General features: G+C 64.9%; 11 protein-coding genes. 10 read left to right on the plus strand and 1 reads right to left on the minus strand.

Going from position 1 to position 16045, the window contains the following annotated elements:
• The first annotated feature begins 538 nt into the window (after window positions 1–538).
• The 8 genes from AC1RNC_RS22440 (at window position 539) to AC1RNC_RS22475 (ending at window position 11743) form a co-directional block, all read left to right on the plus strand.
• Window positions 539–1792: a TolC family protein gene (locus tag AC1RNC_RS22440; protein WP_492888337.1), complete on the plus strand. Its 1254-nt coding sequence runs from the start codon at window positions 539–541 to the stop codon at window positions 1790–1792.
• Window positions 1789–2988, plus strand: coding sequence for an efflux RND transporter periplasmic adaptor subunit (locus AC1RNC_RS22445; protein WP_099504403.1), 1200 nt, complete (start codon window positions 1789–1791; stop codon window positions 2986–2988). Before AC1RNC_RS22440 ends, AC1RNC_RS22445 begins: the two co-directional genes overlap by 4 nt.
• 12 nt (window positions 2989–3000) lie before the next feature.
• Window positions 3001–6243, plus strand: a complete 3243-nt coding sequence (locus AC1RNC_RS22450) for an efflux RND transporter permease subunit (protein ID WP_099504401.1) — start codon at window positions 3001–3003, stop codon at window positions 6241–6243.
• Between the two features lie 100 nt (window positions 6244–6343).
• Window positions 6344–6655, plus strand: a complete 312-nt coding sequence (locus AC1RNC_RS22455) for a DUF190 domain-containing protein (protein ID WP_338064190.1) — start codon at window positions 6344–6346, stop codon at window positions 6653–6655.
• Window positions 6656–6700: 45 nt separating this feature from the next.
• Window positions 6701–7972: a calcium:cation antiporter family protein gene (locus AC1RNC_RS22460; protein ID WP_099504397.1), complete on the plus strand. Its 1272-nt coding sequence runs from the start codon at window positions 6701–6703 to the stop codon at window positions 7970–7972.
• A 67-nt stretch (window positions 7973–8039) separates the two neighbouring features.
• Window positions 8040–8912, plus strand: a complete 873-nt coding sequence (locus tag AC1RNC_RS22465; protein ID WP_206679138.1) for a cation efflux transmembrane domain-containing protein — start codon at window positions 8040–8042, stop codon at window positions 8910–8912.
• Between the two features lie 54 nt (window positions 8913–8966).
• Complete coding sequence (locus AC1RNC_RS22470; RefSeq protein ID WP_246842001.1) at window positions 8967–11180, plus strand: methyltransferase domain-containing protein; 2214 nt, start codon at window positions 8967–8969, stop codon at window positions 11178–11180.
• The gene (locus AC1RNC_RS22475) at window positions 11177–11743 is read left to right on the plus strand and encodes a hypothetical protein (protein WP_099504452.1); all 567 of its coding nucleotides are present in this window, start codon (window positions 11177–11179) and stop codon (window positions 11741–11743) included. Before AC1RNC_RS22470 ends, AC1RNC_RS22475 begins: the two co-directional genes overlap by 4 nt.
• A 56-nt stretch (window positions 11744–11799) precedes the next feature.
• Here the strand turns inward: AC1RNC_RS22475 and AC1RNC_RS22480 are convergent, their stop codons facing one another.
• Window positions 11800–12951, minus strand: a complete 1152-nt coding sequence (locus AC1RNC_RS22480; protein ID WP_168193568.1) for an aspartyl protease family protein — start codon at window positions 12949–12951, stop codon at window positions 11800–11802.
• Window positions 12952–13405: 454 nt separating this feature from the next.
• On the opposite strand from AC1RNC_RS22480, the gene AC1RNC_RS22485 reads away from it, so the two are divergent.
• Together AC1RNC_RS22485 and AC1RNC_RS22490 are read left to right on the plus strand one after the other, a co-directional pair.
• Window positions 13406–15364: an FTR1 family protein gene (locus tag AC1RNC_RS22485; RefSeq protein ID WP_492888338.1), complete on the plus strand. Its 1959-nt coding sequence runs from the start codon at window positions 13406–13408 to the stop codon at window positions 15362–15364.
• A gap of 214 nt (window positions 15365–15578) precedes the next feature.
• Window positions 15579–16028 (plus strand): hypothetical protein, encoded by a 450-nt coding sequence (locus tag AC1RNC_RS22490; protein ID WP_062093429.1) that lies wholly within the window; start codon window positions 15579–15581, stop codon window positions 16026–16028.
• The last annotated feature ends 17 nt before the right edge of the window (window positions 16029–16045 follow it).

Consider the following 16045-nt stretch of genomic DNA (forward strand, 5'->3'; position numbering starts at 1 on the left):
GCTTGATCCTCTAGCCACTAGAGGAAGCAAGATGCCGACGAGTCAAGGCGCGGTGTCTTATGAAAGCGCGCCCAACAGCGTGCGCCCGTTCGTGGCGTTGGAGTATCTGGGGTGGCCATGGACAGGCTGAGGGCTTGGGGAAAGGGCATTGCGCAGCTGGCGATCGCTTGCGCTGTCGCCTTGTTCGCTCTTGCACCAAGTCTCGATGTTGCCTTCTGCCCCGAAAGCAAACCTGCGCCGACCACCTCGTCAGCGGCCACCTTTCAGCAAGTCGCGATGGCGACCAACGCAGAGCGGGGTAGACCCTCTCCGGCTCTGGTCGGGTTTTGCCTTTACGGCCATTGCCAACATAGTGTGGCCTTTCCTCCGCCTATGGCGGCAGATCATGCGCCCGCCAGCGACCGACCGACCGAACGCCACGCGTTGGCGAACACGGCATTGCCTGTGTCGAATCCCGAATTTGAATTGAATCGACCGCCTCGCGCTTGAGCCGCTACGCGCCTGTGGCGCGCCGCCTCGTCAAATCGTGAGAAGGTCTATGTCCCTATCTGTTCCTCAAAAGCTGCGCCTTAAGCTGCTGCTTGGCCTTTCGTTGCAGTCACTGCTAGCCGGCGCCGCGCTCGCTGACCCCGCGCCGCCGTTCAGGGAGCTGCTGCGTCAGGCCCAGGCGACGGCCCCCCGTTTAGCCGAAGCGCGGGCCGAAATCGCGCGCGCCGAAGGGCTTGCACGCCAAGCTGGCGCTATGCCCAACCCGACACTGGGCGTCGAAGTCGAGAACTTCGCCACCAGCAATGGGGTGAACATGGCCGAGACTACGGCTTCGATCGAGCAAACGATCGAACTCGGCGGCAAACGATCGGCGCGTATCGCTGCCGGACGCGCCGACGTCGAAGCCGCGCGTCGGCGCGCGGCGAGCGCCCAATCGGAATATACGTTCGATCTCGCCGCCGCCTACGCAGAGGCAGACGGCGCCGATCGCCGGCTGCAATTGGCAAGCGAAGGCCTTGAACTCGCGCAGGAAGACGCCCGTGTAGCAACCGTCCTAGTCCAATCCGGGCGTGAGGCGGATCTGCGGCGGGTGCAAGCCCAAGCGGCGGTGCAGGCAGCGCGCGCTGCGGTTGACCAGGCCAGGGCCGCGCGCGCTACGGCTTTCGCCAATCTCACCGCCATGGTGGGCGCGCCGGTGTCCTACACCTCGATCCCGGTCAGCCTGCTCGACGAAGCCACCAAGACCCTCCGAATTCCAGATCCGAACCCCCTTTCGAGCCCTGCCTATCTGGCAGCAGAAGCCGAGCGCGATGCGGCGGCGCGGCGCGTACGGGTGGAGCGGAGCCAGGCGGTGCCAGACGTGACCGTCTCGTTCGGGGTCCGCAAAATGCAGGAAGACAATTCCACCGCCATGGTGGCCGGCGTCGCGATGCCGTTTCCAATCTTCAGCCGCAATGGCGGTAACATCAGCGCGGCGCGAGCTGAGCTGAATGCCGCAGAGGCCCGCCTCAATTCGGCTCGGCTCGATGCCGAAGCCGCGGCGCGATCGGGCGTTGCTCGCGTGAGCGCCGCAGAAACGCGCCTGGTTGCGGCTCGGGAAGGCGAGCAAACCGCCGAGGAAGCCTACCGCCTCACGCGCATCGGCTATGAAGGCGGCAAACTGGCCTTGGTAGAACTGCTAAACGCCCGTCGCGCGCTGACCGATGCCCGCACTCAGATGATCGACGCCGCTACCGAGCGGCTGAGCGCGCAGGCCGCGCTCGCCCGTCTAGCTGGCGTCCCCCCCTTTGGAGATCAACCATGAAGCACGACCACAAGCAGGTCTCCGCGGCGGGCGCGGTCAGCCGAAACGCCCTTTACGGCGGGATCGCCGTGGCCGCGATCCTGGCCGCCGCTGGCGGCTTCGGCCTCGCAAAGCTCACGAGCAACCCGCCGGCGAAAGTGGCTGCCGAAGCCGGTGAAGAGAAGAAGCCGGTCGGCGCGCCCGACGCGGTCGAAATGGAGGCGGGCCGCATCGCCGCGAGCGGGCTTTCAGTCCAGACGGTGTCCGCCACCGGCCTAGCCGCCGAGATTGTGGCGCAGGCGACCGTGGAAGCCGCACCGGGGGCCCAGGCCGTGCTTACCGCTCGCGCAGCCGGTTCGGTCAGTCGGATCAACAAGCGTTTGGGCGAACCGGTGCGCGCCGGCGAAGTATTGGCGTTGGTGGAAAGTCGCGAGGCTGCTCAGATCGCGGCCGCACGGAGTGTGGCCGCCGCCAAGGCCGACTTGGCGGCCAAGGCGCTCGCGAGAGAGCGCCATCTCTATGAACAGCGTGTCAGTGCGCGCCAGGACCTCGAAGCCGCGCAAGCGGAGGATGCTTCAGCCCGAGCCGAGGCGCTGAGCGCCGCTGCTGCTGTGCGCGCGGCCGATGTGTCTCGGGATGGCCGATACGTCATGGTGACAAGTCCGATCACGGGTCGCGTCACCTCAGCGCCGGCAAGCGTCGGCGCATTCGTACAGCCGGAGACCGAACTCTTCCGGGTGGCGGATGCGAGCCAGCTGCAGGTTGAAGCCTCCGTGACCGCCGCTGACGCTCGCCGCATTCGTCCAGGCGATTCTGCCGTGCTTGAGCTGAATGACGGCGCCACCGCCAGCGCGATCGTGCGCTCCGTCACGCCCGGCGTCGACGAGACCACCCGGGCCGCCACCGTCGTGCTCACCCTGACCGGAGGGCAAGGGTTGCTCCAGCCAGGTCAGGCGGTGCGGGCGCGGATCACCGCGCGTCAGTCGCTCACCCAAGGCATCGTGGTGCCCGAGGAGGCTGTCCAGACTTGGGAGGGACAGGACGTGGTGTTTGTCCGAACGCAAAAAGGTTTCGTGGCCCGACCGGTCCTCGTTGGTGCTCGCGCCGCCGGGCGCGTCGAGGTCGCCTCGGGCCTCCGAGCTGGCGAAAGCATCGTGGTCAAAAACGCCTTCCTCCTGAAAGCCGAACTCGCCAAGGGCGAGGCGGAAGAAGATTAGAGGAACAGAAGCATGATCGCTCGCCTCATTTCCCTCGCGGTAAGGGGACGCTGGTATGTCGTCGCCCTTACCCTGATCATCGCCGCTCTCGGCTTGTGGCAACTCACGAAGCTTCCCGTCGACGCTGTTCCGGACGTTACGAACAAGCAGGTCCAGATCAACACGGTCGAGTCTTCGCTCTCGCCCGTCGAGATCGAGAAACGGGTCACATTCCCGATCGAAACCGCGCTCGCCGGCATCCCAGGCCTCGAGACGACCCGGTCCCTTTCGCGTAATGGGTTCTCGCAGGTAACGGCGGTGTTCACCGACCGCACCGACCTCTATTTCGCCCGCCAGCAAGTCGCCGAGCGGCTGGCTCAGGCCGGCGCCTCGCTCCCGGCAGGGGTGCAGCCACAGGTCGGGCCGGTCTCTACCGGGCTGGGCGAGATCTTCATGTACTCGGTCGAATTCGCCCGTCCCGGCCCGAACGCCCGGATACGCGATGGCGCACCCGGATGGCAAACCGATGGCGCCTATCTCACGCCGGAAGGCGAGCGGCTCGCTGACGCGGTCTCCCAGGCGGCCTACCTACGAACCGTCCAGGATTGGATAATTCGGCCGCAGTTGCGCACGGTCAAAGGCGTGGCCGGCGTGGATTCCATCGGCGGCTATGAGAAACAGTACCTCGTCGAACCCGACCCCGCGAAACTGGCCGCTTATGGCGTCTCTTACGCCGATCTTGGGAAAGCGCTCGAAGCCGCCAATTTGTCTGTCGGCGCTAACTTCATCCAGCGCGCGGGCGAAGCCTACCTAGTGCGCGCCGATGCGCGGGTGCGGCGGCTCGACGAAATCGCAGAGGCCGTGATCGCCACCCGGGGCGGCGTCCCCGTTCACGTCAAGGATGTGGCGGCGGTGCGGATCGGCGGCGAACTGCGGACCGGCGCGGCCAGTAAGAACGGCCAGGAGGTCGTGGTCGGCACGTCGCTCATGCTGATCGGCGAAAACAGCCGCACAGTGGCCAAGGCCACAGGCGAGAAGCTGGAGCAGGTTAAGGCCTCCCTTCCCCCCGGGGTGGTCGTACACACGCTTCTCGATCGGTCCGCGCTGGTGAACGCCACCATCGGCACGGTCGAGCGCAATCTGACGGAAGGGGCGCTGCTCGTTGCGGCAACGCTCTTCCTGTTGCTGGGCAACGGCCGGGCGGCGCTGATTGCGGTGCTGGTCATCCCCTTCTCCTTCCTGATGATGGCCATCGGCATGAACGGGCTGAAGGTGCCCGGGAATCTGATGAGCCTGGGAGCGCTCGACTTTGGCCTGATCGTCGACGGCGCGGTGATCATCATCGAGAATTGTCTTCTGAGGCTTGCCCACAAACAGGAGCACCAGGGCCGCCTGCTCAGTTTGCCAGAACGGCTGGAGACTGTGCTCCACGCCACGCAAGAGATGATCCGGCCGACCGTCTACGGTCAGGCGATCATCTTCTTGGTGTTCGCGCCCTTGCTGACGTTCACGGGGGTCGAAGGGAAGACCTTCTATCCGATGGCGGTCACCATCATGCTGGCGCTGGCGGCGGCCTTCATCCTGTCGCTGACCTTCGTCCCCGCGATGGTCGCCATCCTCATGCGCGGCAAGGTGGCTGAAAAGGAGGTCAAAGCGGTTCAGGCGGTGAAGGTTCGCTATGAGCCTATCCTGCGTCGCGCGCTTCTGCGGCCCTGGCCGTTCATCGGCGGCGGCTTGGCGGTCTTTGTGGTGGCGGCGGGGATCTTCACGACGATCGGCCAGGAATTCATTCCGACCCTCGACGAAAAGAACGTGCTTCTCGGTTCCTTGCGGATTCCCTCCACGGCGATGGAGCAGTCTCGCGACATGCAGTTGCACGTCGAACGCGCCGTCACGACCCTGCCGGAGGTGGAGATGATGTTTTCCAAGACCGGCACGGCGGAGATGGCCGCCGATCCGATGCCGCCCAATCAGTCCGACGGCTTCGTCATCCTGAAGCCGCAGAAGGACTGGCCCAAGGGGGTGCATTCGAAATCCGAAGCGGTCGAGCGCATCCTCGGTAAGGCCGAGCCGTTGCTCGGGAACAACTACGAGGTCACCCAGCCGATCCAGATGCGGTTCAACGAACTGGTCGCTGGGGTGCGCGGCGACGTCGCCATTAAGCTTTACGGCGACGATCTGGAAAAGATGAGCGCCGCAGCGGCTAAAATCGGCGCCACGCTTGGATCCATCCCTGGCGCGTCAGGGGTGCGGGTAGAACAGACTTCCGGCGCGCCCACGCTCGATGTCCGGTTCGACCGGGCCGCGATCGCGGGCTATGGCCTGACCGTCGAGGACGTTGCCGATACGCTGGCCAGCGCGCTCGGCGGCCGCGAGGCGGGCAATGTCTTCGAAGGGGATCGCCGCTTCGACATCGTTGTGCGCGTGCCCATGGCCGAGCGGAACGACATCGAAGCCCTGGGAGCAATGCCGGTCATGTTGTCCGGCGGCGAAGGTCAAGCGCGCCAGTCGGTTCCGATGCGCCAACTCGTGGAGTTCCGCTTCACCGACGGCCTCAATCAGATCAGCCGCGAGGACGGAAAGCGGCGCGTCGTCATCCAGGCCAATGTCCGCGGCCGCGATGTCGGTTCCTTCGTGACCGAAGCACGCGACAAGGTGGCGGCCGTTCCGCTTCCGCCGGGCTCGTGGATGGTCTGGGGCGGACAGTATGAAAATCTCAAGGCCGCGACGGCGCGACTTTCGATCGTGGTTCCGCTGTGCTTCCTGGCGATCTTCCTCATCTTGTTCTTGGCGCTCGGCGGTTTCTGGCCAGCCTTGGCCGTTTTCGCCGCCATTCCACTGGGGTTGTCGGGCGGTGTCTTCGCCCTGGCCCTCACGGGGATCACCTTTTCGATCTCCGCGGCCGTCGGCTTCATCGTCCTGGCCGGTGTTGCGGTCCTGAACGGTTTGGTGGTGATGACCAGCATACGTCAGCGGCTTGAGGATGGGGCGAGCGTCGTTGAGGCCATCTACGAAGGCGGCATGGAGCGGGTGCGTCCCGTCCTCATGACCGGCTTGGTGCCGGCGATCGGGTTCATCCCGATGGCGCTGGCGCATGGCACAGGCGCCGAGGTTCAGAAGCCTCTGGCCATGGTGGTCATCGGCGGCCTGATCACCGCCACGGCGGTCACCCTCCTCGTCCTGCCGGCCATCAGCAAGCTTCTGTTGACGATCGGCGACCGCTTCAGCCGGGAAGCGTCGGCCTCTTCCTCCAAAGCCACGGAGGCGTCAGCCTAAAGGGTGAGCCGAGCTAGACAGAGGAGTTGAACATGAACTGTGGTCCTTATTCCACCTGGTCAGGAGTGGCGTGATGGTTGCACCTGGTTCAGCGGTCCTGTTGAGGATCTATACCGACGAGGACGCGCTCTATGGCGCCGAGGCGCTCGCGGCGGTCATCGTCAAGCGGGCTCGGGAAGCGCAGTTGGCCGGAGCCACGGTGCTGCGCGGCAGCTTGGGCTATGGCCATTCCTCGCGACTGCACGCGCATCGGCCGTTTCGGCTCGACGACAACATGCCGGTGGTCATCGAGATCGTCGACGATGAAGCGCCCCTTCGCGCGTTTGTTGTCACTCTCGGCGAATTCCACGACATCGGTCTGATCACGTTCGAGAAGGTTGAGGTCGTCCGCTACGGGAACCAGACAAGCTAAACACGTCGCCGACGCTCGCGTCTCGCGGCTATGGGAGGGTCAGGAATGCGCCGATTCATGCTGCTCGTGTTGGCGGCCTTGCTCGCGGCGGCGCCGGCGATGGTCCTCAGGATCACAGGGTGGCGACCCGACCCTGTGGCGGACGCCCTTTTTTTCGGTGTCGCGGTCCTGGCTGCGGGCTTCATGCTTTCCTGGGGGGCGGAAGCCGCTGAGAAACACATTTCTCAAGGCCTCATCGTCGCCTTGGTCGCCTTGGTCACCGTTCTTCCAGAGTACGCGGTGGATCTGTACTATGCTTTCCGCGCTGGCCAGGCTCCGCAGTCGAACTACGTCCACTACGCCGCCGCCAATATGACCGGCGCCAACCGCCTTTTGGTGGGACTGGCCTGGCCTTTGATGGTGCTGCTGCATTGGCTGAAGACGCGCAACAAGGCTCTCGAACTCTCACCCGTCAACGCCGTCGAGATCGCCTTCCTTATGCTGGGCAGCCTCTATGCGTTCGTTATCCTTTTCAAAGGCGCCATTGCTCCCTTCGATTTCGCGGTGCTGTTCCTGATCTTCGCTGGCTACCTCTACCGCGTCAGCCAGTTGCCAAAGGCCGACGACGACGACGACGATGAGGACGAGGAGCCTGGCCCTGCGGCGGCGCTAAACGCGCTCCGCCCCACCGCACAGTGGGCCTGGATGGGTGGGCTTACCTTGATCGCATTCGTGGTGATCGCGACCTCCGCCGAGCCGTTTGCCGAAGCCATGGTGGGGTCAGGAAGAATCCTTGGCGTCGACGAGTTCCTCCTCATCCAATGGCTCGCGCCATTGGCCAGCGAAGCGCCCGCCGTGACGATTGCGGTCCTCTTCGTCTTGGCCGGGCGTGCGGTAAGCGGACTGACGGCCATGATCAGCGACAAGATCAACCAATGGACCCTGCTGGTCGGCATGCTGCCGCTCGCAATGAGCCTTGGGGCGGGGGGGCTGATCGGCCTGCCCCTTGACGCGCGGCAGAAGGAAGAATTCTTGCTGACGGCCGCCCAGTCGCTGTTCGCCATAATGCTGTTGGTTCGCCTGCGGATTTCGGTTCTGTCGGCGGGTCTATTGTTCGCGCTCTTCGCCGTGCAGGTCGGACTGGCCTTTCATTTCCGAGAAGACGAGGTGGCGACGGTCAATAGCCTAACAATCCTGGCTTGGACCTATCTGGGCCTAGCGGCGATCCTCGTCCCCCTCAACGGGCGCCGTGTCGTAGCTGTCCTGCGTGATGGGCTCTTAAGATCCCATCGCCGCATGGCGACCGCGCCCGAACCACATGACCTGGAGGGCGAATAACCGCCTGCAACGACTTGATCCTCTAGTGACTTGAGCAAGTAAGGTCTTGGCCAAGAGGAGGATGTGCATGCCCAACACGACGGCGGTCGCCGAAACACTTCGCTACCGGGTCACTGGAATGGACTGCTCGAGCTGCGCCGAGAAGATCCAGTCGGCGGTGTCAAAACTTCCTGGCGTGGAAACGGCGCGCGTATCGATCGCTTCGTCGATGATGACCCTGCAAGTCGACGGGGTGGAGCGACGCGCGTCCGAGATCGAGGCGACCGTGAACGGGCTCGGCTACCAACTGGATCGCGAAGAGGCCGTCGCGGACGACGACCAACGCCAAAGCGCCAAAGCGGTCAGTCATGTCACCCCCTCTTACCGACGGGCCCTTTGGGGCGTCGTCCTGATCAATGTTGGCTACGGGCTGGTGGAGATCATCGCCGGGTTTATCGCACGGTCTCAGGCGCTGAAGGCCGATGCCCTGGACTTCGTTGGCGACGGTCTGATCAGCTTCTTGGGCCTGCTGGCGATTGGATGGTCCCTCGCGTGGCGAGCCAAGTCCGCCCTGATCCAGGGTTACTTTCTGGCGTTGCTTGGTCTGGGCGTGCTCCTGAATACAGGCTACCGCGTCCTGGTCTTGAACCAGCCTGAAGCCGAACTCATGGGCCTCTTTGGGGCCGTGGCGCTGGTAGCGAACGTCGCCGCTGCGTTGATCCTGATCCCGCATCGGAAGGGCGACGCCAACGTCCGCGCGGTCTGGCTCTTCTCGCGCAACGACGCCTTGGGCAACCTCGCGGTTGTTGTCGCCGCGGGCTTGGTTTTCTGGACCAAGGCGGCTTGGCCGGACCTTGTGGTGGCGGTCGTCATCGGCGGGCTCTTCCTGCAGTCGGCCTGGTCGATTATCCGCGATGCGCGCGCCGATCTGCGCGAGGCGCAGACGCCTCAGCCGGTCTAGCCGCTCATGAGCCGGCAGCCGCCACATCTGCTGCACCGCCCGTCAGCCCAAGTAATGTCGGACCTGCAACGTGCGGTCGCGCTTGTGAATGGGGGGCAATGGCGCCAAGCGCAAATTCATGCCCAGCGGGTCCTCGCCGTCACGCCAAAGGATTCCTCGGCGCTGAACGTCCTTGGAACCGTGGCCATGAACACTGGTCCGGTCGATGATGCGCTGGTGTGGTTCGAGCGGGCGGCTGCCGGTCAACCTCGAAACCCGTTCATCCAGTTCAATCTCGGAGAGGCGCACAGGCGCCTACACGCCTATCCGACAGCGGCGAAATTCTTCCAGCGCGCCGCGGTGTTGAAGCCGGACTTTGCAGAAGCCCACGCTGCCGCAGGCGACGCCTTCAGGATCATGCGACAGGGGGTTCATGCCGAGCGCAGCTACCAAGCCGCCCTGCGTCTATCGCCAACCCTGCCTGGCGCGCTCAGCGGGTATGGGCTCCTGGCGTTGCAAAACGGTGATCCGAGCTTGGCCGCGTCCCGCTTCGAGACAGGCTGTGTCAACGCGCCCGTCGGCCATCCCATGCGGCCCGTCCTCCTCGCCAATCTCGGCGTTGCGCTGCTGCAGATTGGCCAAGGGCTGCAAGCCTTCGACGTGCTGGCTCAGGCCGTCGACATCGCGCCTGGGGACGACGAGCACTGGCGGCGGCTTGCAGGCGCCCTTCGCCATACTCGAGTGGCGCCCGCGACCCCTGCCTTCCGTGATGTTCTATGCCGCCTTTTCGAACGAACGGACGTGAACCCACGGAATTTGGCGACCGCGGCCTTAGCGGTCATCCGTCAAGATGCGGAGATCGACGATCTCCTCAATGCGGTCGCTGCTGAACCGCGAGCGCTGACACGCACGCTTGAGGAAAAAAGTGATGCCGCCTCCCGCTTCGTCCAGGATCCGCTGTTTCGAAGCCTCCTTGCATCTGCGCCAATTCCGAACGCGGCAGTGGAGCTTCTGCTCGTTCAGCTGCGAGCTGATCTATTGGCCATCGCCAACGACGAGCCTGCAAGCCTGGAAGAGGAGCTTGGCCTCATTGTCGCGATCGCGCGACAGGCGTTTCTCAACGAATACGTCTATTTCGCTAGCGCCGAAGAGCAGAGTCGCGTTGATTCTCTGATCGCCCAGCTTGAACACGGAGACCCCGAATTCGGGGCGGGGGCGGCCGCGAGGATCGCCCTGGTGGCGGCGTATCGCCCGCTTGCCTCCACCCCGCTCTCGTCGCGACTTCAGGCCGTTGATCTCCCGGCGTTGGCCGATCTCCTCCGAGAACAACTGACCGAACCTGCCGAGGAGGCGCGCCTTCGCTCAACCCTGCCCCTGCTGAAGCCCATGGTCGACAGCATCTCGATCGCCGTGCAGCAGCAATACGAAGAGAACCCATATCCGCGCTGGACGCGCTGCGGTCTGGGTGCGCCGTTGCCGTTCCGGGAGGCTGTTCAGGCCGCATTGCCTGAGCTCGCAACGCGGGAAATTCCCGAGACCGACGCACCCCAAGTGCTCGTCGCTGGGTGCGGCACGGGACTGGAAACACTGCGCGTGACGAGCACCTACCGTAACGCTTCGATCCTAGCGGTTGACTTAAGCGGCGCCAGCCTTGGCTACGCCATGCGCAAGAGCCGAGAATACGGGATCGAGGTTGAACACCTTCAAGCCGACATTCTTGACCTCACCGCCCTAAGCCAGCGGTTTGATCTGATCGACAGCTTTGGCGTCATTCACCATATGGCCGAGCCGGTGCGAGGTCTGAAGGTGCTCTCAGGGCTGTTGAAACCGCAGGGCCTTATTTTCCTTGGGCTCTACAGCGAGATCGGCCGGCGCGCCGTTGTCGAGGCGCGACGCCACATCGCCCATGGACAGTACGCGAACTCGGCGGAGGGGATTCGCGCTCTACGGCGTGAACTGATGCTGGCGGGCGCGCCCGCCCAGCTGCAGAGCGTGGTGAGCCCGGCCTCGGATTTCTGGACGTTATCTGATTGCCGAGACCTACTCTTTCATGTGGAAGAGCATCGTTTCACGTTGCCCCAGATTGGCGAGCTTCTGGATTCAGCGGGCCTGGAGTTTCTCGGCGTGCAGTTCGGGCATCAGGCAGATCGAACCCGCTACCGCGCCGAAAATCGATCATCCGACTCGATGCGCGACCTCCGGCGCCTTCATCTCCACGAGATGAAGCATCCCGAAATCTTCGGCGATACCTATCGTCTATGGGCGCGGCGCACCAAGGCGCCCAAATGACGGAGGAGATGGCGCCGCCTCAGATCGATCTGGTGACTGAACAGGGACGAGTTCGCAGACAGGCCGCCTTCGCTTTTGCCGTATGCGTCCCGGTCCTCACACTGGCGTGTCTCGGCCTGCCCCGGCTCTTCGAATTCCCGACGTCTCTGGCCGAACGCATCGCCTTTGGCCTGCGGGCCAATCTGGTGGTCGGCTTTTGGGTGCTGCTGGCCGTGCAGAGGGTGGCGCACGTGCGGTTTGTATCGGCCGCCGACAACGCCGGGTCCGCCTTCAGCCGGCCAAGCGCGCGCTTGGCCATTCCCGCCGCGTTCCTTCGAAACACCCTTGAGCAGGCCTTCGTGACTAGCGTTGGCCTCTTGGCGCTCGCGACGGCCAAGGGCGAAGCCGCCCTGGCTTACATCGTGGGAGCGGTCGTCCTCTTCAGCGTCGGAAGGAGCACGTTCCTCCGCGGCTATCCGCGCGGCGCGGGCGCGCGGGCCTTTGGAATCGCCGTCACCGCGTTGCCCACCCTAGGCGCCTACTGCTGGGCGATCTTCGACACCTGCGCGAACCTGCTACGCTGATCCTGGTGCGAGGCGCCGTAGAACAGCGTTGCCGGGCAGCGCGACTTGCTCGAGCCTTAATAGTAGCGTCGCAGCACCAGCGTGCGTGTAGATCCATCCGACAGCGAGAGCACGGCCTTGCCTCCCGCCGGCCCGTAGCGCCATTGAGCCAAACCGCTCGATGCGTAACGCGGGCCGATTGGCACGCCATCCACGGCGACAACGATCTCGCCCTCGCGCCACCCGGCCAAGGCGGCCGGCCCACCCTGGGCGACATGGACGACGCGCAGATGACCAGACTCCACAGCGAGGCCCAGGCCAGACAAATCCCGCCTAAACGGCGTCGCCAATCGACGTGCCTCGGGTTTCAGCCAAAGGGCTTGGCCCGCGACATCCAGAGCAAATAGAAATCGCTCGAAAACGGGAAGGCCCAGCTTGGCGACGACAAGGGTGGGGTCGGTCTTCGCCAACACCTCGCAGGGAACATCGTTGATCAGGCTGCGTCCGACCCGGAGCGTCGCTACCGAAATAGTGCGGCTGATGGACAGCCCGTCGATCCCCCCCGTCGCCGCCGATGAAATTCTCCGGCCACGCATCAAGGTTTGCGCCTCCGCCAAGGCCGGCGTGACGGTGAGAGGATTGGAACTGCCCAGGTCAATCGCCGCGGCGACCGGGTCGTGTCCCTCCAGGACGATCGGGAGAGAGAGCTGCCCGCGCAAGCTCTTGGTGACCGCAAAGCGTTCCGCGCCCGGCCATGGCCGGAAGGCGTCGCGGGGGAGGAATGCGAGGCGGCGGGCTGTAAAATCGATCGCGAGAATGGCGTCTCTAAGCGCGTCGATCCCAAGGATAACATTGGGCGAGCCACCATCGGCTCCAAAAATTGGCGCGAAATCGGTGACCAAATATCGCTCGACGGCGAAATGCGTCCCGCCAAGATCGAGACTGAGGTCGCTACCCGCGCCCAGCGTGACCGACCCGACATCGCCGCGAACGCTGCGGGCGCCCGTTGAAGCCAAGCCCAGCCGCTTGGCAAGCGCGGCATCGACGACGGTCATAGCCGAGCCTGTATCGATCAAAATCCTGAGGCGCTCGCCCTGTACAGTCCCGCCGACCATCACGGCATCGGGATCCGGAAGGAGGGTCGACCAGAGCGTTTTGGGGTTCCGGGCGACCGTCGCGCTCGTCGCCTTCTTCGCGACCGCTAACGTTGCGCCCGTCGCGAACGCCATTGATCCCATTCTGGCCAATAACGCTCGGCGGGTCTCCTCTGAGCAATGCATTTACGGGACTCACGGACGATGTTGAGGGCCTGCGGAACATCGCCTCAATCGGGGTCAATCACCAAGAGCGACGTCCGCCTTCATAGCGCCGAGTGCGTGTTCGCGGCCAAACTTGGCGTGCGCCGGTCACGGCCGCCACTCGATCTCGGGCTTGTCGGAGAGCTGTCCAACTGGACCGCGCCACGCTCCATGCCGCCGATCTTGGTCATCTCCGTAACTAAAATCTGGCCCCATTCCCGGTGCGCTAAGCCGCGATCAGTCGATCGGAGATAATTTCCGCTTGCTCCTCCAGTGGCTATAGGATGCATGAAGCTTCATCGTGGCGGCCTTCGCGGCTCCGCGCTTCCCGTCCTGTCGCCCGTACCGTTTCCAGCCTGCCGATCGCCACGCCACCGGAGTGATAATGACTACTGTTCTTAACGCCGTGGGGCGGGCCATCTCTGGGCTGATGATCGTGATCCTGGTCCTGGCGGGTGGCGCGGGCGTCGCGACGGCCCAGGAGGCCAGCTCGTCCCAGACCGCATGGCGACTGCTCGACTACCTGTCGGTCGACTACGCCGGGGCGGTGAAGGACGGCAAGGTCATCAGCCCGTCCGAATATGCCGAGATGAACGAATTCGCCGGCCAGGTGCGCGAGCGCATCGCCGGCCTGCCGGCCACCAAGGCCCAGCCGGATTTGCTGGCCAAGGCCGAGAGCCTTCAGGCCACGATCGCCGCCAAGCAGGAGCCGGCCGTGGTCTCGGCGAAGGCCCATGCCCTGGCCAACGACCTTCTGGCCGCCTATCCGACGCTGCTGGCGCCCAAGCGCGCGCCGGACCTGGCGCGCGGCGCGGCCCTCTATGCCGAGAACTGCGCGGCCTGCCACGGCGAGACGGGCAAGGCCGACGGTCCGAACGCCGTCGGCCTGGACCCGCCGCCGATCGCCTTCGCCGACGCCGAGCGCGCCCGCCAGCGCAGCGTCTTTGGCCTCTACCAGGTCATCCAGCAGGGCCTCGACGGTACCGCCATGGCCAGCTACGCCCACCTGCCGTCTGACGACCGCTGGGACCTGGCCTTCTATGTCGGGCGCTTCGCTTTCAGCGACGCCGAAGCTGCCGCGGGCGAGAAGATCTGGAACGAGGACGCCGCCGTCCGCGCCCGCTTCCCCGACCTGCAAACCCTGACCCAGACCACGCCCGCCGCCCTCGCAACAGCCGTGGGGGAGACCAAGGCCCGGGCCCTGACCGCCTATCTGCGCCGCCATCCCGAAGTCGTCACCCGCTCGGGCGGCGGCTCGCTCGACGTCGCCCGACAGAAGCTGGCGGCCAGCCTCAAGGCCTACGAGGCTGGCGACCGAAAGGCCGCCGCCGATCTCGCCCTGGCCGCCTATCTCGACGGCTTCGAGCCCATCGAGCCGACGCTGGGCGCGCGCGATCCGGCCCTGATGCGGCGCATCGAAGGGGCGATGGGCGACGTGCGCGGCGCGATCGGCAAGGCCGCGCCCGCCAGTGAGGTCAAGAGCCAGATCGACCGCCTCGACGCCCTGTTCGCCGCCGCCGGCCGAGCCCTGGCCCCGGAGAAGGCCAGCAAGCTGTCCAGTTTCCTGGGCGCCTTCACCATCCTGCTGCGCGAGGGCCTGGAGGCCCTCCTGATCGTGGTCGCCATGATCGCCTTCCTGCGGAAAGCCGACCGGACCGACGTCCTGCCCTACGTCCACGGCGGCTGGATCGCGGCCCTGGCGGCCGGCGGCCTGACCTGGGCGGCAGCCACCTTCTTCATCTCGATCAGCGGCGCCAGCCGCGAACTGACCGAGGGCTTCGGCTCGGTGATCGCCGCCGCCGTGCTGATCTCGGTGGGCCTGTGGATGCACGGCAAGGCCCAGGCCGACGCCTGGCAGGTCTATATCCGCGAGAAACTGTCCCACGCCCTGTCCAAGCAGTCGGCCTGGTTCCTGTTCCTGCTGGCCTTCATCGTCGTCTATCGCGAGGTGTTCGAGACCATCCTCTTCCTAACGGCGCTGTGGACCCAGGGCGGGGCCGGCGCGGTGCTGGCCGGCGTCGGCTGCGCCATCGTCGTCCTGGCCGCCATCGCCTGGGCCATGCTGCGGTTCTCCAAGCGCCTGCCGATCGGCAAGTTCTTCGAGTACAGCGCTATCCTGATGGCGATCCTTGCGGTCGTCCTGGCCGGCAAGGGCGTGGCCGCCCTCCAGGAAGCGGGCTTGCTCGACCTACATCCGCTGGCCCTGCCGCGCATCGAGCTGCTGGGCTTCTTCCCGACCATCGAAGGCGTCGCCGCCCAGGCGCTCACCCTGGCCATCCTGGTCGGCGGATTCTGGTGGTCTCGGCACAGAGCCGGCGAAATGGGGGCAAAGAGGTCCGCCTAAGGGCCATCTGACCACTTCAAACGGGATGGGCAGGGCATCGAGAGAGATTCGATCATGGCGCGACAACGCGGTACGGGCTTCTGTAGCTTTCCGCTTTGCCCCAGTTATCGCGAAGTCTTCGCCAGGTGTTTGTTGCCGTAATTGGAGCGCTCGGCAATGTGACGCTATAACATGTAATCATATAACGCATTTCAATCTGGACTGAGCGGAGGTATTGCAGATTTCGATGGCTGGAATCGCGCCCCTTCGTCGGCAAGTCGGCAGATATGCCGACACGTGGCGCTCGCGCCGCGCGCCGTCCTCGCGATTCAGCTTCGGCAAGGCATGGGCGCTGTTCGTAACCTGCACGTTCATCCTCGGCATCGTCATCTGCGGACCTGCTGAGCACGCTGCGCTGGAGACCGAAACTCAGGTCGCCAGCCAGATCGTCATGTCGAGCGTCCAGGCGCCAGCATTGATCAAGACCGCTGGCGACCAGAAGACCCCCATCAAGAGAACGCTCACGGCCTGCACCGGTCATTGTTCGGCGCATGGCATAAGCTTGCCCGTGTCCTTCGCGCCCGAGATGATAGCGTTTGAGCATCGTGCCGTTTGGCTGGCCGAGCCGGATGTGGGCCTGCTCATCGATCGTTCCGTCCTGCTCGAACGTCCGCCTAGAGCCTGACGCGACCCTTCCGCCCG

Source organism: Caulobacter sp. GW822-FHT01G02, assembly GCF_058802865.1.

Coding starts and splice junctions, on each gene's coding strand:
- AC1RNC_RS22475 (WP_099504452.1), top strand. CDS start 11,177: ATGACGGAGGAGATGGCGCCGCCTCAGATCGATCTGGTGACTGAACAG.
- AC1RNC_RS22445 (WP_099504403.1), top strand. CDS start 1,789: ATGAAGCACGACCACAAGCAGGTCTCCGCGGCGGGCGCGGTCAGCCGA.
- AC1RNC_RS22485 (WP_492888338.1), top strand. CDS start 13,406: ATGACTACTGTTCTTAACGCCGTGGGGCGGGCCATCTCTGGGCTGATG.
- AC1RNC_RS22465 (WP_206679138.1), top strand. CDS start 8,040: ATGCCCAACACGACGGCGGTCGCCGAAACACTTCGCTACCGGGTCACT.
- AC1RNC_RS22450 (WP_099504401.1), top strand. CDS start 3,001: ATGATCGCTCGCCTCATTTCCCTCGCGGTAAGGGGACGCTGGTATGTC.
- AC1RNC_RS22480 (WP_168193568.1), bottom strand. CDS start 12,951: ATGGCGTTCGCGACGGGCGCAACGTTAGCGGTCGCGAAGAAGGCGACG.
- AC1RNC_RS22470 (WP_246842001.1), top strand. CDS start 8,967: ATGTCGGACCTGCAACGTGCGGTCGCGCTTGTGAATGGGGGGCAATGG.
- AC1RNC_RS22440 (WP_492888337.1), top strand. CDS start 539: ATGTCCCTATCTGTTCCTCAAAAGCTGCGCCTTAAGCTGCTGCTTGGC.
- AC1RNC_RS22460 (WP_099504397.1), top strand. CDS start 6,701: ATGCGCCGATTCATGCTGCTCGTGTTGGCGGCCTTGCTCGCGGCGGCG.